At 76.2% G+C, this 19,193-nt stretch carries 19 protein-coding genes; 6 read left to right on the top strand and 13 right to left on the bottom strand.

The genetic code is table 11. The features are described 5' to 3' along the window. Position 1: 1 nt before the first annotated feature. The 6 genes from hemB to ACI796_RS12720 all read right to left on the bottom strand — a co-directional run bounded on the left by hemB (position 2) and on the right by ACI796_RS12720 (position 6,089). Positions 2 to 1,003, bottom strand: a complete 1,002-nt coding sequence (gene hemB, locus ACI796_RS12745; RefSeq protein WP_456941600.1) for a porphobilinogen synthase — start codon at positions 1,001 to 1,003, stop codon at positions 2 to 4. Further along, positions 1,000 to 2,529: a uroporphyrinogen-III synthase gene (locus ACI796_RS12740; RefSeq protein ID WP_456941599.1), complete on the bottom strand. Its 1,530-nt coding sequence runs from the start codon at positions 2,527 to 2,529 to the stop codon at positions 1,000 to 1,002. The genes hemB and ACI796_RS12740 overlap by 4 nt, the downstream gene beginning before the upstream one ends. A gap of 103 nt (positions 2,530 to 2,632) precedes the next feature. Continuing rightward, a complete protein-coding gene (hemC, locus tag ACI796_RS12735) occupies positions 2,633 to 3,583 on the bottom strand; it encodes a hydroxymethylbilane synthase (RefSeq protein WP_456941598.1) in 951 nt (316 codons plus the stop codon). Next, positions 3,580 to 4,935, bottom strand: a complete 1,356-nt coding sequence (locus ACI796_RS12730) for a glutamyl-tRNA reductase (protein WP_456941597.1) — start codon at positions 4,933 to 4,935, stop codon at positions 3,580 to 3,582. The genes hemC and ACI796_RS12730 overlap by 4 nt, the downstream gene beginning before the upstream one ends. After that, positions 4,932 to 5,606, bottom strand: a complete 675-nt coding sequence (locus ACI796_RS12725; protein ID WP_456941596.1) for a redox-sensing transcriptional repressor Rex — start codon at positions 5,604 to 5,606, stop codon at positions 4,932 to 4,934. The genes ACI796_RS12730 and ACI796_RS12725 overlap by 4 nt, the downstream gene beginning before the upstream one ends. A 231-nt stretch (positions 5,607 to 5,837) precedes the next feature. Continuing rightward, a complete protein-coding gene (locus ACI796_RS12720) occupies positions 5,838 to 6,089 on the bottom strand; it encodes a glutaredoxin family protein (RefSeq protein WP_456941595.1) in 252 nt (83 codons plus the stop codon). 300 nt (positions 6,090 to 6,389) lie between these two features. Between ACI796_RS12720 and ACI796_RS12715 the strand changes: the two genes are divergently transcribed. From ACI796_RS12715 to ACI796_RS12705, 3 genes are all read left to right on the top strand, one after another. Next, the gene (locus ACI796_RS12715) at positions 6,390 to 7,163 is read left to right on the top strand and encodes a sigma-70 family RNA polymerase sigma factor (protein WP_456941594.1); all 774 of its coding nucleotides are present in this window, start codon (positions 6,390 to 6,392) and stop codon (positions 7,161 to 7,163) included. 118 nt (positions 7,164 to 7,281) lie between these two features. Further along, positions 7,282 to 8,460, top strand: coding sequence for a DUF5667 domain-containing protein (locus ACI796_RS12710; RefSeq protein ID WP_456941593.1), 1,179 nt, complete (start codon positions 7,282 to 7,284; stop codon positions 8,458 to 8,460). A gap of 92 nt (positions 8,461 to 8,552) precedes the next feature. Then, a complete protein-coding gene (locus ACI796_RS12705) occupies positions 8,553 to 9,467 on the top strand; it encodes an HAD family hydrolase (RefSeq protein WP_456941592.1) in 915 nt (304 codons plus the stop codon). 210 nt (positions 9,468 to 9,677) lie between these two features. Here the strand turns inward: ACI796_RS12705 and ACI796_RS12700 are convergent, their stop codons facing one another. From ACI796_RS12700 to proC, 5 genes are all read right to left on the bottom strand, one after another. Continuing rightward, the gene (locus tag ACI796_RS12700; RefSeq protein WP_456941591.1) at positions 9,678 to 10,589 is read right to left on the bottom strand and encodes a lysophospholipid acyltransferase family protein; all 912 of its coding nucleotides are present in this window, start codon (positions 10,587 to 10,589) and stop codon (positions 9,678 to 9,680) included. Beyond that, complete coding sequence (locus tag ACI796_RS12695; protein ID WP_456941590.1) at positions 10,582 to 11,700, bottom strand: NAD-dependent epimerase/dehydratase family protein; 1,119 nt, start codon at positions 11,698 to 11,700, stop codon at positions 10,582 to 10,584. The genes ACI796_RS12700 and ACI796_RS12695 overlap by 8 nt, the downstream gene beginning before the upstream one ends. Before the next feature lie 10 nt (positions 11,701 to 11,710). Further along, complete coding sequence (locus ACI796_RS12690; protein WP_012854759.1) at positions 11,711 to 11,809, bottom strand: 30S ribosomal protein bS22; 99 nt, start codon at positions 11,807 to 11,809, stop codon at positions 11,711 to 11,713. Between the two features lie 249 nt (positions 11,810 to 12,058). Then, complete coding sequence (locus tag ACI796_RS12685; protein ID WP_456938194.1) at positions 12,059 to 12,403, bottom strand: helix-turn-helix domain-containing protein; 345 nt, start codon at positions 12,401 to 12,403, stop codon at positions 12,059 to 12,061. A 252-nt stretch (positions 12,404 to 12,655) separates the two neighbouring features. After that, positions 12,656 to 13,474 (bottom strand): pyrroline-5-carboxylate reductase, encoded by an 819-nt coding sequence (gene proC / locus ACI796_RS12680; RefSeq protein WP_456941589.1) that lies wholly within the window; start codon positions 13,472 to 13,474, stop codon positions 12,656 to 12,658. Between the two features lie 128 nt (positions 13,475 to 13,602). On the opposite strand from proC, the gene ACI796_RS12675 reads away from it, so the two are divergent. Continuing rightward, entirely contained in the window at positions 13,603 to 14,172 is a 570-nt protein-coding gene (locus tag ACI796_RS12675; protein ID WP_456941588.1) for a type 1 glutamine amidotransferase domain-containing protein, read from the top strand. 27 nt (positions 14,173 to 14,199) lie between these two features. Here the strand turns inward: ACI796_RS12675 and ACI796_RS12670 are convergent, their stop codons facing one another. Both ACI796_RS12670 and ACI796_RS12665 read right to left on the bottom strand, forming a co-directional pair. After that, complete coding sequence (locus tag ACI796_RS12670; RefSeq protein ID WP_456941587.1) at positions 14,200 to 15,066, bottom strand: hypothetical protein; 867 nt, start codon at positions 15,064 to 15,066, stop codon at positions 14,200 to 14,202. Further along, positions 15,066 to 16,010 carry a Ppx/GppA phosphatase family protein gene (locus tag ACI796_RS12665; RefSeq protein ID WP_456941586.1) on the bottom strand — a complete coding sequence of 315 codons (945 nt, stop codon included), beginning with the start codon at positions 16,008 to 16,010 and terminating at the stop codon, positions 15,066 to 15,068. The genes ACI796_RS12670 and ACI796_RS12665 overlap by 1 nt, the downstream gene beginning before the upstream one ends. Before the next feature lie 88 nt (positions 16,011 to 16,098). On the opposite strand from ACI796_RS12665, the gene ACI796_RS12660 reads away from it, so the two are divergent. Then, the gene (locus tag ACI796_RS12660) at positions 16,099 to 16,917 is read left to right on the top strand and encodes a hypothetical protein (protein WP_456941585.1); all 819 of its coding nucleotides are present in this window, start codon (positions 16,099 to 16,101) and stop codon (positions 16,915 to 16,917) included. 95 nt (positions 16,918 to 17,012) lie between these two features. Then, positions 17,013 to 19,190: a bifunctional MFS transporter/dTMP kinase gene (locus ACI796_RS12655; RefSeq protein ID WP_456941584.1), complete on the top strand. Its 2,178-nt coding sequence runs from the start codon at positions 17,013 to 17,015 to the stop codon at positions 19,188 to 19,190. The last annotated feature ends 3 nt before the right edge of the window (positions 19,191 to 19,193 follow it).

The raw sequence follows: 19,193 nt of genomic DNA, 5'->3' as shown, positions 1-19,193 counted from the left end.
GTCAGCGGCTCAGCAGGCGCGCGGCCTCGACCGCCCAGTAGGTCAGCACCTGGCCGGCACCCGCGCGGCGGATGGCGGTGATCGTCTCGAGGATCGCCCGCTCCCGGTCGATCCAGCCGTTGGCCGCGGCCGCCTCGACCATCGCGTACTCGCCGGACACCTGGTAGGCGCTGACCGGGACGTCGACGGCGTCGGCGACCCGGGCCACGACGTCCAGGTAGGGCAGCGCCGGCTTGACCATGACGGCGTCGGCGCCCTCGGCGAGGTCCTGCGCCACCTCGCGCAGCGCCTCGTCGGCGTTGGGCGGGTCCATCTGGTAGGTCGAGCGGTCGCCGAACTGCGGCGCGCCCTCGGCCGCCTCGCGGAAGGGCCCGTAGAAGCCCGAGGCGTACTTGGCGGCGTAGGCGAGGATCGGCGTCTCGGTGGAGGCGGCGCCGTCGAGGGCCCGGCGGATCGCCGCGACCTGCCCGTCCATCATCCCGCTGGGGGCGATGACGTGGGCGCCGGCCTGCGCCTGCGCGATGGCCACGGCGGCGTACCGGTCCAGCGTCGGGTCGTTGTCCACCACGCCGGCCGGGGTGACCAGGCCGCAGTGCCCGTGCGAGGTGTACTCGCACAGGCACAGGTCGGCCACGAGCACCAGCTCGTCGCCGAGGTCGGCCCGCAGCTGGCGCAGCGCGACGTTGACGATCCCGTCGGCGGCGTCGGCCTGCGAGCCGACCTCGTCCTTCTCGGCGGGGACGCCGAACAGGATCAGACCGCCGATGCCGGCCTCGGCCGCCTCGTGCGCGGCCTTCCGCAGCGAGTCCAGCGTGTGCTGCACGACGCCGGGCATCGCGCCGATCGGCTGTGGCCGGTCGAGGCCCTCCTTGACGAACACCGGCAGCACCAGGTCGGCCGGGGCCACCCGGGTCTGCGCGGTGAGCCGCCGCAGCGCGGGCGTCGACCGCAGCCGGCGCCCGCGCGCGAAGCCCGGGTTCGCCCCGCCCCGCGGGGAGGTCACTCGCCCTCACCCTCCCGCTGCGCCTCGGCGTACTCGGCCAGCGCGTCGACCAGCGGGAGCACCGCGGCGGTCTCGGGCTGGACGTCGACCCGCAGGCCGAACTCCTGCGCGGTGGCCGCGGTCGCGGGGCCGATGACGGCGACGACGGTCTTCGCGTGCGGCTTGCCGGCGATCCCGACCAGGTTGCGCACGGTGCTCGAGGAGGTGAAGCACACCGCGTCGAAGCCGCCGCCCTTGATCGCCTCGCGGACCGCGGCGGCCGGCGGGGCGGCGCGCACGGTGCGGTAGGCGGTCACGTCGTCGATCTCCCAGCCGCGCTCCTGCAGGCCCGCGGCGAGGGTCTCGGTGGCGATGTCGGCGCGGGGCAGCAGCACCCGGTTGATCGGGTCCAGCACGTCGTCGTACTCGGGGAAGTCGGCCAGCAGGCCCTCGCTGGACTGCTGCCCGGTGGGCACCAGCTCGGGCACGATGCCGAACGCGCGGACCGCCTCGGCGGTCTGCTCGCCGACGCAGGCGACCTTCACGCCGGCGAAGGCGCGGGCGTCCAGGCCCAGCTCGGTGAACTTCTCCCGGACCGCGCGCACCGCGTTGGCCGAGGTGAACACGATCCAGCCGTAGCGGCCGGTGACCAGGCCCTTGATCGCGCGGTCCATCTGCGCGGGGCTGCGCGGCGGCTCGACGGCGATGGTCGGCACCTCGACCGGCACCGCGCCGTAGGCCCGCAGCCGGTCGCTCATCTCGCCGGCCTGGTCCTTGGTGCGCGGCACCAGCACCCGCCAGCCGAACAGCGGGCGGCTCTCCCACCACGAGAGCTTGCCGCGCTTGTCGACGGCCGCGCCGACGGTGGCCACGACCGGCCCGCTGACGGCGCCGAGGTCGGCGGTCTTCTCGGCGACGGCCGACAGCTTCGCGGTCACGCTCTTCTGGCCGGTGCCCGAGCCGCCGGTGGTGACGACGACCGGCGTGCTGCCGGACAGGCCGCCCTCGACCAGCCGCGCGGCGGCGTCGGGCAGCTGCTCGGCGCCGCCCTGCAGCACCACCGGGGCGCCGAGGGCGTGCGCGGCGCCGGCCAGCGCGGGCAGGTCGACGCCGCCGTCGCGCAGGTCGGCGGTCAGCGAGGTGCCGCCGAGCGCGACGCCGGCGAAGGCCGGGACGGCGGTGGCGGGGGCGACGCCGGGGACGACGTCGAAGGGCACGGAGGTGCGGCCGACGGCGAGCACCTCCTTCACCACGGCGTCGGAGGTGAACGGGTCGCCGGCGACCAGCCGGACGACGACGTCGCCGGTCTTCGCGGCCGCGACGGCGCCCTTGGCGACGTCGGCCGGCTCGCCGCTGACGACGGTCGGCTCGACGCCGGGGCGGCTCGCGCGCACGGCGTCGAGGAGGGCGGCGGGCACGTCGGGGTCGACGTGCAGCACCGCGGCCTCGGCGATCGCGGCCGTGGCCCGGGCGGTGAGCATGCCGGGGTCACCGGGGCCGGCGCCGACGAAGACGACGCGGCCGGGGGTCTTGCGGAAGCGCGTCATCACGAGCTCCTGGTCCTTGTTGGTGTCGAGGCCCTGGGGAGGGCGTGGGTGGGGGTCTGGGGTGCCGGAGCGGTCTGCCCGGCTGGGGGACGGGGCCCGGGGGTCACCGGGCGGCCGCCACGAGCTCCGCGGCGCCGCGGTCGAGCAGGTCGGCGGCGAGGTCGCGGCCCAGCCGCTCGGCCTCGCCGACCGGCCCGGTGACCGAGCCGCGGACGCCGTCGCTGCCGTCGATCGCGGTGACCGAGGCACGCAGGTACAGCTCGGCGCCGTCCTCGCCCTCGGCCAGCTCGGCGTACGCGGCGACCGGGGCGCTGCAGCCGGCCTCGAGCGCGGCGAGCGTGGTGCGCTCGGCGAGCACGCAGGCGCGGGTGCCGGCGTCGTCGAGGGGGGCGAGCAGCTCCAGCGTCCGCTCGTCACCGGCCCGGCACTCGACGGCCAGGGCGCCCTGCGCGGGGGCGGGCAGCACCTGCAGCGGGTCGAGGGTCTCGGTGACCGCGGCCAGCCGGCCCAGGCGGGCGAGCCCGGCCCGGGCGAGGACGACGGCGTCGAGGTCACCCGGCACGACGCGGGCCATGCGGGTGTCGACGTTGCCGCGGATCGGCACGACCTCCAGGCCCAGGCCGAGCGCGCGCAGCTGGGCGACCCGCCGCGGGGCGCCGGTGCCGACGCGGGCGCCGGCCGGCAGCTCGCCGAGGGTCAGGCCGTCGCGGGCGACCAGCGCGTCCCGGGGGTCCTCCCGCGGCGGGACGGCGGCGAGCACCAGGCCGGGCTCGGGCGCGGTGGGCAGGTCCTTGTAGCTGTGCACGGCGACGTCGACGGTGCCCTCCAGCAGCGCCTTCCGGATCGCGGTGACGAAGACGCCGGTGCCGCCGAGCTGGGCGATGGCCGCGGCCGACCGGTCGCCCTCGGTGCTGATGTGCACCAGCTCCACCGGCACGCCGCTGGCCGCGGTGATCGCGTCGGCGACGGTCTGCGACTGGGTGCGGGCCAGCTGGCTGGCGCGGGTGCCCAGGCGCAGCGTGCGGGTGGCGGTGCTGGTCGACGGCGTGGTCATGCCACACCGCCGGGGCGCAGGTCGTCGGGGTCCACGGTGACCGCCTCGGCCAGCCGGGTGCCGTCCTCGGGCATCTCCGTGTCGATGCCGAGGCCGAACAGCGCCCGCAGCGCGTCGGCGTAGTCGACGCCGCCGGGGGCGGCGGCCAGCTCCTTGACCCGCACGGTCGGCTCGTGCAGCAGCTTGTCGACGACCCGCCGCACGGTGCGGGCGATCTCGCTGCGGGCGCGGGCGTCGAGGTCGGGCAGCCGGGTGGACAGCCGCAGCAGCTCGGCGTCGACGACCTCGGCGGCCTGGCTGCGCAGCGCGGACACGGTGGGGGCGACGGCGGCGGCCTGCTGCTCGGCGCGCAGCAGCGCGGTCTCGGCCTCGATGAGCGCGTGCGCGGCGGAGACGTCGTCGGCGGCGACCGGGCCGGCGCCCCCGGCGGCCGAGCGCTCGCCCTGCAGGAGGGCCAGGTCCACCAGGTGCACGCCGGGCAGCGCGGCCACGCCCGGGTCGACGTCGCGGGGCAGGGCCAGGTCGACGACGGCCAGCGGGCGACGGCCCCGGTCGGCCATGGCGCCGGCGACGGCGTCGGTGCTGACCACCAGGCCGGTGGCGCCGGTGCAGGTGACGACGACGTCGGCGTCGGCGATCGCCGCGCGCAGGTCGGCGAGCTCGGCGGTGCCGCCGTCGACCGCGGCGGCCAGGCGGGCGGCCGACTCGGGCGAGCGGCTGGCCACGGTGACCAGCGCGCCGCGGCGGGACAGCGTGGTGGCGGCCAGCGCGCCCATCGACCCGGCGCCGACGACCAGCGCCGGCCGGCCGGCGAGCGGGCCGACCCGCTGCTCGGCGTGGTCGAGGGAGACGGTGACCAGGTTGGCGCCGGCGCGGTCGATGCCGGTCTCGGAGTGCACCCGCTTGCCCACCCGCAGCGCGTGCTGGGCGACCGGGTGCAGCGAGCGGCCGACCGTGCCCTCCTCCTGGGCGAGGGCGTAGGCGGCGCGCAGCTGGCCGAGGACCTGGGTCTCGCCGACCACCATCGAGTCCAGGCCCGCCGCCACGGTGAACAGGTGCGCGACGGCCTGGTCCTCGTAGTGGACGGTGACGTAGGGCGAGAGCTCCTCGACGGCGGCACCGGCGTGGCGGGCCAGCACCCGGCTGACCTCGGCGACGCCGCCGTGGAAGCGGTCCACCTCGGCGAAGACCTCGACCCGGTTGCAGGTGGCCAGCACCAGCGCCTCGCTGACGTGGTCGCTCCCGACCAGCTCGTGCAGCGCCTTGACCTTGTCGTCCGCGCTCATCGCGACCTGCTCGAGCAGCGCGACCGGCGCGGTCTGGTGGCTGATGCCGACGGCGAGCAGGCTCATGCCATCCCCCCGGCGGGCGCCAGCCCGGCCACCGGGGCGGTGCCCCGCTGCTTGTCGAGGAACGCGAGGACCTGCAGCTCGACGGAGAGGTCGACCTGGCGGACGCCGACCCCTGCGGGCGCGGTGAGCGCCACCGGCGCGAAGTTCAAGATGCTCCTCACCCCGGCCGTGGTCAGCCGGTCGCAGACCCGCTGCGCCACCTCGGCCGGTGTCGCGATGACCCCGATCGTCGCCCGCGTGGCGGCGACGACCTCGTCGAGCTCCTCCATCGGCCGGACCGGCAGGTCGCCGATCCGCTGCCCCACGCGGGCCGGCGAGGCGTCGAACAGGCCGACGAACTCGAAGCCGCGGTTGCCGAAGCCGCCGTACCCGGCCAGCGCCGACCCGAGGTTCCCGATCCCGACGAGCACGCACGCGTGCGCGGTCTCCATCCCGAGCACGGCCGCGATGCGGTCGCGCAGGGTCGCCACCTCGTAACCGACCCCGCGGACGCCGCAGGGGCCGAGGTGCGAGAGGTCCTTGCGCAGCCCGGCGGGGTTGACGCCGGCCGCCGAGGCCAGCTCGCCGGAGGACACGGTGCCGCGGCCGCTGTCGGCGAGTCCGGTGAGCACCCGCAGGTACACGGCCAGCCGGGCGACGGTGGCCTCCGGGATCCGGGGCCGCGACTGCATCACGGGCCTACTCCACAGCGGTCGCGCCCGGGCGCCGGCGGGAGCCTGCGGGGGCGGACGACATCGGGGACCCGGGCGGTACACCCACCCGGCGACAGCCACGGTAACCGCTTGTGAACGCAGGAACAAAGTCCCGGGGACGGCCACGGGCCCCGGGCCAGCGCGGATGCCCGCGGCTGTGTCCGACACCATACCCGCCCGGGCGTCTCCGGACCCGTCCGAGTGGGCCGTTCAGCCGATCCCGAGGTCGTGGCGCAGCCGGGGGACGTCGACGGTGAAGTAGGAGTGCTCCCGGCCGTCGAGCAGCACCACCGGCACCCGGTCGCCGTACTCGGCCTGCAGCCCCGGGTCGGCGTCGACGTCGACCTCGCGGGTGCCGACGCCGGCCTCCGCGGCGATCCGCGCCAGGGTCTCGGCCGCCGTCACGCACAGGTGGCAGCTGGCCCGGGTGAGCAGCTCCAGCCGCACGGGGGTCTCGGTCACGGGGCACCTCCTGCGGGGCGGCGGCTCCCCCCGGCGAGGTACCGAGACGTACCGCACGGCCTGCCGACGTGGACGGTTCGCAGTCATGTTGTCACCATGGGGCAGGACCCGCAGGAGAGCGGGACACCGCCGAGCCGGGGAGGACTCCCGTCGGGCGAGCCGTCGCGGCTCGGCGGGCCGACGAGGAGGTCGACGTCCCGCATGCCGCAGTCGCGCCCGGTGGACGAGCGGTCGTCCGCAGCCCCGGCGGGGCGTCGGCCGAGTCCGCGCCCCCGGCCGACGCCCTACCCGCGCGCCAGCGTGGAGGGCGCTCCGGCGGAGCCGAACGTCGTCGTCGACCCCGCGGCGGCCGCGCCCGACGGCCCGGCTCCCGACGCCGTCGCCCCCGAGGTCGTCACCCCCGAGGTCGTCACCCCCGAGGTCGTCGCCCCTGAGGTCGTCGCCCCGGAGCTCGTCGCGGAGCCCGGGGAGGACGAGGGCGCGCTCGCCGAGGAGCTCGCGGCGCTCGAGGAGGACCTGCCCGGCGACCGGGTCGACGTCTGGGAGCTGGTCCGGCAGGCGCAGGCCGGCGACGCCGAGGCGTTCGGCCGGCTCTACGACCACTACGTGACGCTGGTCTACCGGTACGTGCTGCACCGGGTGGGCGACCGCGCCCAGGCCGAGGACTTCACCAGCGAGACCTTCGTCCGCGCGCTGCGGCGCATCGACTCGCTGTCGTTCCAGGGCCGCGACGTCGGCGCCTGGCTGGTGACGATCGCCCGCAACATCATCCGCGACCACGTGAAGAGCAGCCGGTTCCGGCTGGAGGTCACCACCGCGGACATGCGCGACGCCGACCAGGCCACCGACGGCCCCGAGGACGCCGTCGTCTCCCGGCTGACCAACGAGCAGCTGCTGGCCTGCATCCGCCAGCTGGGCAGCGAGCAGCAGGAGTGCATCTCGCTGCGGTTCCTCCAGGGGCTGTCGGTGTCGGAGACCGCGGCGGTCATGGGCAAGAAGGACGGCGCGGTCAAGGCGCTGCAGCACCGGGCGGTGCGGCGGCTGGCGAGCCTGCTGCCGGAGGGGCTGCGGTGACCCGCAGGACCCCGGGCGGGGGACCCGCCGTTGTTACCCGCGGGTACGCCGTAACGGCCCCCGACCTGCGTCGTTGCTCCCGTCGACCGACTCCCGACCGAGCGACCGGAGGACCCAGGTGAGCGCCGAGCACGACGCCGCGGGAGCGACCCGCCGTGCGTCCGTGCAGCAGCGGGAGGCGGCCGTCGAGGACCGGCTCCGCGCGCTCGCCCTGGACCTCGACGACGAGCCCGCGCCCGACTTCCGTGCGGCCACCCGCGCCCGGCTGGTCGCGATGGCCGCCGTCCGCTCGCCGGAGCCGGAGCCGCGCCGCGGCCTGGCCCGGCTGCGGGCCGCCCGGCCGGCCGCCCGCCCGGCGTGGCGGTCCCGGCTGACCGCCGGGGTCGCCAGCGCGGCGCTGGCGGTCACCGCGCTCGGCTCCCTGGTCGCGCTGTCCACCGACGCCGAGCCCGGCGACGCGCTCTACGCCCTCAAGCGGGGCACCGAGCAGACCCAGCTCGCGCTGGCCGGCGACGAGCGGGGCCTGACGCTGCTGGAGTTCGCCACCACCCGGCTGCAGGAGCTCGGCGACCTCGTCGAGGACGGCGGGGGTACGCCGCCGGCCGACCTGGTCGTCGACACCCTCGCCACCATGGACGCCCAGACCACCGAGGGCGCCGCCCTGGTGCTCACCCAGGCCGTCGCCGGCCGCGACGCCGCCCCCCTGACGGTGCTCTCCGGCTGGGCCGAGGACCAGGGGTCCGGGCTGGCCGGCCTGCAGGGCGCGCTGCCCGCGGACGCCGGCACCGCCGCCACCCGCTCGCTCGGGGTGGTCTCCGAGGTCGCCGGCCGGGCCGCGGCCCTGCAGACCGCGCTGGACTGCCCCGCCGGCCCCGCCGTCGCCGGCGCCGACCGGTTCGGCCCGCTCCCCGTCGCCTGCGACGCCGCCGCCCCCCCGCAGGCCGGCTCCGGGACCCCGGCCCCCGCACCCGCCGACCCCGGCACCCCGACCCCCGACCAGCCGGCCGCGCCGTCGTCCCAGCCCGCCCCGTCGTCCGTCCCGGCGCCCTCGAGCGCGCCTCCCGCGCCGTCCACGGGCAGCGGCCCGGCGGCGCCCACCGGCCCCGGGGGCGGGAGCACCCCGACCGGCGGCGGTCCCGTGCCGACGACGGCCCCGCCGGCGCCCGGTGGCGGCCTGCCCCTGCCGCCGCTCCCGCTGCCCGGGGGCGGCGGTCAGCCGTCCGCGCCGTCGACCACCACGCCGCCCCCGGTCCTGGACACGCCGCTGCCGATCTGCCTCTGGCCGGTCATCTGCTGAGGTCCCGGTCCGGGTCGGGGACGCCGGCGGGAGGCCGATAGGGTCGGTCCGGTACCGCCACAGGCGGGAGGACCACCCCAGGGAGGGAGCCCGTGCCGGGTCTGCCGTTCCGCGGCCGCCGCAGGCAGGACGGCGGGGCGCCGTCCGAGGAGGAGATCCGCGCGCACGTCGCCGGCGCGGCGTCCGCGGCTGCCGCGGAGGTCGAGCCGGTCCCGGCCGTGGTGGCCGACCGCACCGCCGCCGCCTTCTTCGACGTCGACAACACGATGATGATGGGCGCCTCACTCTTCTGGTTCGCCCGCGGCCTGGCCTCCCGCAAGTACCTCACCTCGCGCGACGTCGCCCGGTTCGCCTGGCAGCAGGCCAAGTTCCGCGTCGCGGGCAACGAGAGCGCCGGCGACATGCACACCATCCGCGAGACCGCGCTGGCCTTCGTGGCCGGCCGGGAGGTGGCGGAGATCGTCGCCGCCGGCGAGGAGATCTACGACGAGCTGATGGCCGACCGGATCTGGTCGGGCACCCGCAACCTCGCCCAGCAGCACCTCGACGCCGGCCAGCGGGTGTGGCTGGTCACCGCGACGCCGGTGGAGCTGGCGCGGATCATCGCCCACCGGCTGGGGCTCACCGGCGCCCTGGGCACGGTCGCCGAGGTGGTCCACGGCCGCTACACCGGCCGGCTGGTCGGCGAGCTCATGCACGGGGAGGCCAAGGCGGAGGCCGTGCGGGCGCTGGCCGAGCGGGAGGGCCTCGACCTCGCCCGCTGCACCGCGTACAGCGACTCGGCCAACGACCTGCCGATGCTCACCCTGACCGGGACGGCGGTGGCGGTGAACCCCGACACCGAGCTGCGCGCGGTCGCCCGCTCCCGCGACTGGACCGTCCGCGACTTCCGCACCGGCCGGAAGGCCGCCCGGATCGGCGTCCCCACGGTCGCGGCCGCCGCCCTCACCGGCGGGGTCGTCGGCGGCGCGGTCGCCCTCCGCCGCCGCAACGCCTGGCCGTTCTGAGGAGCGGGGGCCCGGAGGGTCCCCCGACGAAGGACTCGCGGCCGCGACCGCCGGGCGGGGACGGCACGCGCTCGCGGATGCCGACGTGACGCGCCCTGCGAGGTGCCGTGAGGAGTGGGGGCCGGAGGCTCCCGCGACCGAGCGGCAGGAAGGGCTCCACGCAGCAGGGGGACGGCACGTGGCCGCGGTGTCGGCCGGAGGCCGACAGTGTCACGAGAAGACGGACTTGCGCTGCAACAGCAGCTGGTAGATCGAGTGCTGGATGGTCTCGCGGACCTGGTCGGTCAGGTTGAACACCAGCATCGGGTCCTCGGCGGCGGCCGGGCCGTGGTGCGCCGTCTCGATCGGCTCGCCGAAGGCGATCAGCCACTTGGACGGCAGCGGCACCAGCCCGAGCGGGCCGAGCGCCGGGAACGTCGGCGTCACCGGGAAGTACGGCAGCCCCAGCAGCCGCGCGAGGGTCTTCGCGTTGCCGACCATCGGGTAGATCTCCTCCGCGCCGACGATGGCGCACGGGACGATCGGCTTGCCGGTGCGCAGGGCCGCCGTGACGAAACCGCCCCGGCCGAACCGCTGCAGGGTGTAGCGGTCGCGGAACGGCTTGCCGATGCCCTTGAACCCCTCGGGGAAGACGCCGACCAGCTCGTCGCCGCACAGCAGCCGCTCGGCGTCCTCGCTGCAGGCCAGGGTGGCGCCGAACTTGCGGGCCAGCGAGCCGACGAAGGGCAGGTCGAAGACCAGGTCGGCGCCGAGCAGCCGGAACCGCCGCTGCGCCGGGTGGTCGTCGTGCAGCGCCACGGTGGCCATGAGCGCGTCGACCGGCAGCGTGCCGGAGTGGTTGGCCACCACCAGGGCCCCGCCGTCGGTGGGCACGTTCTCGATGCCGTGGGTCTCGACGCGGAACCACCGGTTGAACAGCGGCCGCAGGACCGGCAGGAGCACGTGGTCGGTGAGGTCGGTGTCGAGGCCGAACTCGTCCGTCTCGTACTCACCGGTCAGGCGGCGGCGGAGGAACTCCAGGCCGCCGGCGACCTGCTCGTCCCAGCTCGGGTCCGACGGCGGCGGGACGTGCGGCCCGCCGTCGTCGTCGGGGCGCAGCCGGATGACGCGGGCCTCAGGCATCGCGCACCGCCCGCAGTCCCGGCGGGGCCGGCGCCGGCCGCAGCCGGCCCTGGACCGTCGTCCCCACGGAGGAGGCGACCGACCCGGCCCGCGCGACGAGCCCGCGGGCCTGGTCGGTCACCTCGCCGACGAGGGTCGGCGGGACCACGGGCGGCACGGTCCGCGCGTAGTCGGCCAGCGCCTCGGCGGTGGTGTAGCGCGGGGTGTAGCCGAACTCGGTGCGCAGCACGGTCGTGTCCACGACCCGGCCGAAGTTGAGGAAGCGCATCTGCTCCGGGGAGTAGTCGACGTAGCCGAAGCGGCGGGTGAGCCGGCCGAGGGAGCCCAGCGCCGGCGAGGGCACCGGCAGCTGCAGCCGGCCCAGCCGGCGGATGACCTGGGACAGCAGCAACGTGCCCTCTCCCCCGACGTTCACCGTCCCGGCGAAGTCCCCGGTCGTGGCGCGGGTGAGGACACCGAGGGCGTCGTCCTCGTGCAGCAGCTGGACGCGGGCGTCGTAGCCGAGGGCGGTGGGGACGACGGGCATGCGCAGGAACCCGGTGAGCACCGAGTCGATGCGCGGGCCGATGAAGTTGGTGAACCGCAGGACGGCGACCCCGACGTCGGGACGGCGGCGCGCGAAGGACCGCACGTAGCCCTCGATGTCGAGGCTGTCCTTGGCGAACCCGCCGGAGGGCACCCGGCGCGCCTGCATCGCCTCGGTGAAGACGGCGGGGTCGCGCGGGGAGGCGCCGTAGACGGCGCTGGTCGACTTGAGCACCAGCCGGCGCACCGAGGGCGCGCGCTGGCAGGCGGCGAGGAGCTGCATCGTCCCGATGACGTTGAGCTCCTTCATCGGCCCCCGCCCGCCGGAGCCGGCGGGCGTGGAGCTGATGTTCATGTGCACGACGGTGTCGACCGCCGCGGTGCTGATGACCTTGCCGATCAGCGGGTTGCGGATGTCGGCGCGCACGAACTCGGTGCGGCCGAGGCGGCGGAGCGACTCCGCCGACGGGGGGACGGTGTCGACCCCGATGACCCGGTCGATGGACGGGTCGCGAGCGAGCTCGGCCGCCAGCGCACCCCCGAGCCACCGGCTGACACCGGTGACGAGGACGACGGCAGGCGGCACGAGCGTCAGCTCACTTCTTGTTGCGACGCTGCACGCGGGTCTTCTTCAGCAGCTTGCGGTGCTTCTTCTTCGCCATCCGCTTGCGGCGCTTCTTGATGACCGAACCCATGTCCTGCTCCCGAGGTCGTGGCCGCGTGTCGTGCCGGTGACCGCAGGACTCGGAACCGGACGCCACGCGAGTGTGGATCAGCTCGTGTGCGACGGCTCCGGCCGGGGCCGGGGTGTCGCTCGGCGCCCGAGCCTACCCGGCGCCCCCGCGGCGACGCTGCCGCGGGAACCGGGCCGGACGGATCTCACCCGGAACGGCGGGTGACGGTGGTGCCGACGTGCTGGAACGGAGCCCCGTGGGGCCGGCCGCTCAGGCGATGTCGGTGTAGGCGTCGCGCAGGTAGTCCTGGACGGCGCGCTCGGGGACGCGGAAGGAGCGGCCGACGCGGACGGCGGACAGCTCGCCGGCGTGCACGAGGCGGTACACGGTCATCTTGGAGACGCGCATCATGCTGGCGACCTCGGCGACGGTCAGGAAGGTGACCGCGGCGCGCGGCTGCGGGACGGACGGGCGACCGACGGGCATGGCGGCGGGGTGGGCCGGGCCGACGGGGCGCGCGACGGCAGCGGCGGCCGGCATCGGGCGGGCCATGGGCCGCGGGCCGGGGACGGCCGGGCGGACGTAGGCGGCGTTGGTGCGCTGGGGCATGGTCATGATCAGCTCTCCGGACCTAGCACGCGTCGGGCGTCGGCTTCCCCACCGACTACGGGACACGCACGTGCTGACACAGAGAGTAGGGGGACCCGCGTGACAGAAGCGATGGAAGAAACGAACACGGGGAACGGTCCGTCCCTGTCAGAACTACACCTATGCAACTCGCTTCACAGCCGTGTCGGCGCGTCTCCACATGGACGTGTCGACACGGTCACGCAGCGTCCCACTGCACCGGTCGCGACCGGGTTACCGTCACCGGCTCCCGTCGGCCCGGCCGAGCTCCACCGAGCGCCGGGCGGCCGCCTCGATGGCCGCGATGAGTGCCGAGCGCACCGAGTGCCGCTCCAGCTCCCGGATGCCGGCGATGGTCGTGCCACCGGGGCTGCTCACCGCGTCCCGCAGCTGCGCCGGGTGCTCCCCCGACTCGCGCAGCATCACCGCTGACCCCAGCGCCGTCTGCACCACCAGCTCGGTGGTCAGCGCCCGCGGCAGGCCGAGCAGCACCCCGGCGTCGACCATGGCCTCGACGAGGTAGAAGAAGTAGGCGGGCCCGCTGCCGGACAGCGCCGTCACCGCGTCCTGCTGGTACTCGGGCACCCGCGCCACCCGCCCGACGGTGGACAGCAGGGCCTCGGCCTCGTCCAGCTCGGCCTCGCCCGCGGACGCCCCGGCCGACAGCACGCTCATCCCCTCGTCGACCAGCGCCGGGGTGTTGGGCATGACCCGCACCACCGGCACGCCGGCCGGCAGCGCCGCCTCGATCGTGGCGGTGGAGATGCCGGCGGCGATGCTGACCACCAGGTGCCCGCCGTCCACCGACGGCGCGAGCCGCTCCAGCAGCGCCGGCAGGTCCTGCGGCTTGACCGCCAGCAGCAGCACCCGCGCGCGGGCGGCCGCCTCCTCGATCCCGACGACGTCGATCCCGTAGCGGGTGGCGAGCTCGCGGCCCCTCTCCGGGTGCCGCTCGCAGACGACGACGCCGTCGGCCCCCTGCCTCTTCACCAGCCCGGCCAGCAGCGCCTCGCCCATCTTGCCGCCGCCGTAGACCGCCAGGCCCTGCCGCTGTGCCATCCCGTCCTCCCAGTCCTCGGTGTGCGCCGGACGCCGCATCGTCCCTGCGCCGGACGCCGCATCGCCCCTGCGCCGGACGGTAGTGCGCGCGGGTGTGCCGTCTCCCGGCGCCGGGTAGCCGCGGCCGCATGGCAGGAGAACTGGACGGGATGAAGGTGGCCGTGCTCGCGACCGACGGCGTCGAGCAGGTCGAGCTGGAGCGGCCGTGGCAGGCGCTGGAGGACGCCGGGGCCGAGCCGGAGCTGGTGTCGCTGGACGGCGGCAGCATCACGATGTACCAGCACGTCGACAAGGGCGACACGAGGAAGGTGGACACGACGGTCGCCTCGGCCGATCCCGAGGACTACGCGGCGCTGGTCCTGCCCGGCGGCGTCATCAACGGCGACTTCGTCCGGGCCGACGCCGACGCCGTCGCCTTCGTGAAGGCGTTCTTCGACGCGGACAAGCCGGTCGCGGCGATCTGCCACGCCCCGTGGGTGCTGGCGGAGGCCGACGTCGTCCGGGGCCGGCGGATGACGTCGTGGCCGTCGCTGCAGACCGACCTGCGCAACGCGGGTGCGAAGTGGGTCGACGAGGAGGTCGTCGTCGACGGCAACCTCGTCACCAGCCGCAAGCCCGACGACCTCGACGCGTTCAACGCGGCGATCGTCGAGCAGTTCGCCCAGACCGGCGCCGAGGAGGACGACGAGGACGAGTGAGGTGCCGCCGGGCTGCCCGCCGGCGCCTCAGGTGCCGGCGAGCAGCCCGGCGGCCGGGGCGATGGTGAGCAGCGTCCCGGCGAACACGAGGACGGCGACCAGGCGCAGCCCGGTGGGCTCGCGCCCGGTGCGCTGCCGCCAGGCGCCCACGCCGGCGACCAGGCCGGTCACCGCGAGCGGGGCGAGGACGACCGCGACCTGCGGCACCTGCTCCCAGACGACGGTGGCCAGGAAGTAGATGCCGACGCCGGCGGCCAGCGCCAGGACCAGCTCGCCGGCGAAGCGCAGCCAGGCCAGCGCGCCTTCCCGGGCGCCCAGCGGCTCGTCGAGGACCTCGGTCTCCCCGGCGCGGGTGACCGGGATCGGGCCGGTGGCCGGGGTGGACTCCGCCGCCGAGGCGCCGGGGACGCCGGGCTTGCGGGAGGGCCGGATGCCGGGGATGGCCGCGGTCGACGGCTCGGCCGGTCCGCGCCCGTCCTCGGCCGGCGCCCCCGCGACGCGACCGGTGTCCCGGGTCCTCCTGGCCTTCTCGGCGGCCTTCTCCGCCCTGCCCGTCTTCTCGGCCCGGCCCGCCTTCTCGACCCTGGCGGCCGCCTTCTCCGCGGCCCGGTCCCGCGCCTGGCGGCCGGTGTCGGCGACCGGCCCCGTGTCGCGGGACAGCCGGCCGGTCTCGGAGACCCGGCCGGTGTCGCCGGCGCGGCGGCCGGGGTTGGGCGCGTCCTCGGTGTCGGGGTCGCGGCGGCGCTGCTTGATCGGGATGTCGCCGGTGTCGCCGCGGCGCCGGCGCACGCTGCGCGGTGCCTCGATGCCGGCCTCGCGCAGGATGTCGGCCAGCGGCCGGCCGCCGGTCTCCGGGCCGCGCCCGGAGTCGGGGTCCCTGCGGGGCTGTGCCATCACGCGTCTCCCAAGGAGTCCAGTCGCCGGAGGATGACGCCCTCGCGCAGCGCCCACGGACAGATCTTGACGGAGGGTAGTTCCAGCGCCTGCATGGCCGCCTGCGCCACCACGGCACCGGCCGGCACCTGGTGGGCGCGGTCGGGCGACACGCCGCGCAGCTCGGCCAGGCTGCGCGCCTCGATGCGGGACACGAAGCCGATCAGCTGGCCGAGGCCGTCGAGGGTGAGCTCGCGGGGGACCCGCAGGCCGGCCGAGTAGGGCGCCGCGCCGGTCAGCCGGGCCAGCGTGCGGAAGGTCTTGCTCGTCGCCGCCACGAGGTCCGGTTCGCCGGCGCCGCGCAGCTTCTTCGCCGCCGGCTTGAGCACGTCGGCCGCGTGCTCGCCCAGCGCCTCCAGGGCCGCGAGGTCGGGCCGGCCGCCCTCGGCGGCGTCCTGCAGGAAGCGGCGGGTCATCCGGCCGGCGCCCAGCGGCACCGACAGCGCGACGTCGGGGTCCTCGTCGACGCCGCTGGCCAGCTCCAGCGAGCCGCCGCCGATGTCGAGGACGAGCAGCCGGCCCGCGCTCCACCCGTACCAGCGGCGGACGGCGAGGAAGGTCAGCCGGGCCTCCTCCTCGCCGCTGGTCACCTGCAGCTCGACGCCGGTCTGGGCGCGGACCCGGTCGAGCACCTCCATGCCGTTGACCGCCTCGCGGATGGCCGAGGTGACCAGGGCGAGGACCTCGTCGCAGCCCTGCTCCTCGGCCCGCCGGCAGGCCTTGCGCACGGCGGTGACCAGTGCCTTCTCCCCCGTCTTGGAGAGGACGTCGTCCTTGCCGACGTGCTCGGCCAGGCGCAGGACCGCGCGGTCGTCGTAGGTCGGGGTGGGGTGGCCGCCGCGGTGGGCGTCCACCACGAGCAGGTGGACCGTGTTCGAGCCGACGTCCAGCACCCCGAGCCGCATGCGCCCAGTCTGCCTGGCCCCCTCCGGAGGCTCGTGCCGAGCGGAGCGAGGTACGAGGGGGAGGGGGTCCTCTCACTAGCCTGGGGGCGTGCAGGACGTGCCACCGGAGGTCGACCCCGACTTCGCCCGCGAGTGGATCGAGTTCCCGGACCCGGCCGACCCTCGGCACGTCGTCCGCGCCGACCTGACCTGGCTGTCCTCGGCCTGGACCTGCGTGTTCGGCCGCGGCTGCGCCGGCGTCGTCGAAGGCCGGGCCGACGACGGCTGCTGCAGCCACGGCGCGTTCTTCAGCGACGAGGACGACCTCGCCCGGGTCACCGCCGCCGTCGCCGACCTCACCGACGAGGACTGGCAGTTGGCGCCGCTCGGCCGCGGCGCCTGGACCGAGGAGGACAGCGCGGACGACGTGACCCCCGAGGAGGGCGGCGTCCGCTCGCTGCGCACCCGCCTGGTCGACGGCGCCTGCGTCTTCCTCAACCGCCCCGGCTTCCCGGGCGGCACCGGCTGCGCGCTGCACCGGATGGCGCTGCGCGAGGAGCTGCACCCGCTGCTCACCAAGCCCGACGTCTGCTGGCAGCTGCCGGTGCGCCGCGAGCAGGAGGAGGTCCAGCGGCCCGACGGGACGACGGTGCTGGTCAGCACGATCGGCGAGTTCGACCGCCGCGGCTGGGGCCCGGGCGGCGCCGACCTGCACTGGTGGTGCACCGGCTCGCCGGCCGCGCACGTCTCCCCCGAGCCGCTGGTGGCCACCTACGCCGCCGAGCTCACCGCCCTGCTCGGCCCGGCCGCCTACGCCGAGCTGCGCCGGCTCACCGAGGCCCGGCTGGACCTCGGCCTGGTCGCCCCGCACCCGGCCAGCCCGGCGCCGGTGCCCCTCCCGCTGCCCCGGCTGCGGCCCGGCGGCTGAGCGGCACTCGCCCGTCCGGGTGCGGCAGGGGCCGGATCGACACCCCCCGCCACTACCCTGCTGGGGACGACCGCGACGACCGGACGGCGAGGACTGTGAGCGACGGACAGGCGGCGAGCCCCCGCGCGCGCCCGGCGGGGTCGTCGGCCAGTGGGCGGGCGCAGGAGAACGCGCTGCTCGTCCTCCTGCGCATCCCGGTGTTCCGCCGCATGTGGGCGGCGATCGCCGTCTCGAGCCTCGGCGACTGGCTGGGCCTGCTGGCCACCACCGCGATGGCCCAGCAGCTCACCCGCGACCAGTCGCTGGGCGTCCAGGGCGCGGCGATCTCCGGCGTCATCCTCACCCGGCTGCTGCCCGACCTGCTCCTCGGCCCGATCGCCGGCGCCCTGGCCGACCGGCTCGACCGCCGCACCACCGTCGTCGTCGGCGACCTGCTCGCCTGCTCGCTGTACCTGTCGATCGCGTTCAGCTACGAGCTGACCTGGCTCTACGTCGCCCAGTTCCTCGTCGAGGCGGTCGGGCTGTTCACCAACCCGGCCAAGCAGGCGATCTGGGTGGCGATCGTGCCGCGCGAGCGGCTGGCCGTGGCCAACCAGGTGTCGCTGTTCAGCGTCTACGGCGCGGTGCCGGTGGCGTCGCTGCTGTTCGCCCTGCTGTCCACGGTCGCGCGCGTGTTCCCCGGCAGCGGCGGGGCCGGCGACGCGCGGACGGCGATCGTCGTCGCCCTGCTGTTCAACTCGGTGAGCTTCGCGATCTCCGCCACGACCGTGTTCCTGTCCCGGCGGCTCATCCCGCCCACCGCGACCGACCGCGAGACGGCGGCCAACGTGTTCTCCCTCGTCGTCGAGGGCGTCTCGTTCCTGCGCGGGCAGCCGCTGATGCGCGCGCTGTACGTCGGCGTCATCGGGGCGTTCGGGGCGGGCGGGCTGATCATCGGCGTCGCGCAGCTCTACATCGCCACGCTCGACGCCGGTGCCGCCGGTTACGGCGTGGTCTTCGGCATCGTCTTCACCGGCCTGGCCCTCGGCATGCTGGTCGGGCCGCGGATCCTGCCCACGATCCCGCGGCGCAGCCTGTTCGCCCGCTCCATCGGCCTGGCCGGGACCGCCCTGCTGGCGATGTCCCTCCTGCAGGACTTCGTCCTCGCCACCATGGCGGCGTTCCTCGTCGGCCTGTTCGCGGGGATCTCCTGGATCATCGGCTACACGCTCATCGGCTTCGAGGTCGAGGACCGGCTGCGCGGGCGGGTGTTCGCCTTCGTCGTGTCGTCGGTGCGCATCGTCCTGCTGCTGTCGGTCGCCGTCGGCCCGGGCCTGGCCGGCCTGCTCGGCAACCACGACCTGCGCGTGGGCGAGCTGATGCTCAGCCTCACCGGGCCCGGCCTCACGCTGTTGATCGGCGGCGTCCTCGCGCTGCTGGTCAGCGCCTACGCCGTCCGCCAGGTCGTCCCCCGCGGCCGGCCGGGCACCCGCCCCCGCGACGTGTTCCGGCTGCTGTGGGGCAGCTCGGACATCCTGTCGGCCTCGGCCAGCGGCACCGGCCTGTTCGTGGTCGTCGAGGGCGCCGACCGCGACCTCACCCGCCGCTACACCGCCGAGCTCACCCAGGTGCTGCGCGACTCCGGCTGCCCGGTGGTGGCCACGCACGAGCCGAGCGACACGGCGCTGGGCCGGCAGGTCCGCACGCTGCTCTACCCGCCGGCGCCCCAGGCGGCCGGCGCGACCGACGGCGAGGGCCACCCGGTCGCCGCCTACACCGCGGCGCTGCTGGCCGCCGCCGACCGCGCCGAGCACGTGGCCACGGTCATCCGCCCGGCGCTGCAGCGGCGCGAGGTCGTGGTGTGCACCCACTACGTGGACACCTCGATCGCCTTCCACGGCGCGGGACAGGGCCTGGACGCCGACCGCATCTTCCGCACCTCGCTGTGGGCCACCCGCGGGCTGCTGCCCGACCTCACCGTGGTCGTCGACTCCCCCGTCACCGCCGGTCCCGCGGGCGCCGACGCCGACGCGGTGCGGGCGGCCTTCCTCTCCCAGGCCGACGCCGCGCCCGACCGCTACGTCGTCGTGCCGGGCGAACTGCTCGGCGCCGACGGGGGCCCGGACGGCGCCGGGCTGGTGTCGGCGGCGGTGCGGCGGAAGCTCACCGCGCTGATCACCCAGCGCTACCCCGAGCACGGCGAGCTCGCCGACGGCGCCGCCGGCGCGGCCGACCCGCCGGTCGGCGCGGCGCGGACCGGTCCCGGGGGGATCGCCGGAGGCTCCGTAGGCTGACCG

It is taken from the genome of Geodermatophilus sp. SYSU D00525 (assembly GCF_054050475.1).
Note: the sequence above shows the minus strand (reverse complement) of the source record. Positions and strands in the feature narration are given on the sequence as shown.

Bases quoted from the DNA above. Each gene is read 5' to 3' on its own strand.
- ACI796_RS12740 (WP_456941599.1), bottom strand. From the start codon at position 2,529: ATGACGCGCTTCCGCAAGACCCCCGGCCGCGTCGTCTTCGTCGGCGCC.
- hemC (WP_456941598.1), bottom strand. From the start codon at position 3,583: ATGACCACGCCGTCGACCAGCACCGCCACCCGCACGCTGCGCCTGGGC.
- ACI796_RS12730 (WP_456941597.1), bottom strand. From the start codon at position 4,935: ATGAGCCTGCTCGCCGTCGGCATCAGCCACCAGACCGCGCCGGTCGCG.
- ACI796_RS12725 (WP_456941596.1), bottom strand. From the start codon at position 5,606: ATGCAGTCGCGGCCCCGGATCCCGGAGGCCACCGTCGCCCGGCTGGCC.
- ACI796_RS12700 (WP_456941591.1), bottom strand. From the start codon at position 10,589: ATGCCTGAGGCCCGCGTCATCCGGCTGCGCCCCGACGACGACGGCGGG.
- ACI796_RS12690 (WP_012854759.1), bottom strand. From the start codon at position 11,809: ATGGGTTCGGTCATCAAGAAGCGCCGCAAGCGGATGGCGAAGAAGAAG.
- ACI796_RS12685 (WP_456938194.1), bottom strand. From the start codon at position 12,403: ATGACCATGCCCCAGCGCACCAACGCCGCCTACGTCCGCCCGGCCGTC.
- proC (WP_456941589.1), bottom strand. From the start codon at position 13,474: ATGGCACAGCGGCAGGGCCTGGCGGTCTACGGCGGCGGCAAGATGGGC.
- ACI796_RS12675 (WP_456941588.1), top strand. From the start codon at position 13,603: ATGGCAGGAGAACTGGACGGGATGAAGGTGGCCGTGCTCGCGACCGAC.
- ACI796_RS12670 (WP_456941587.1), bottom strand. From the start codon at position 15,066: ATGGCACAGCCCCGCAGGGACCCCGACTCCGGGCGCGGCCCGGAGACC.
- ACI796_RS12665 (WP_456941586.1), bottom strand. From the start codon at position 16,010: ATGCGGCTCGGGGTGCTGGACGTCGGCTCGAACACGGTCCACCTGCTC.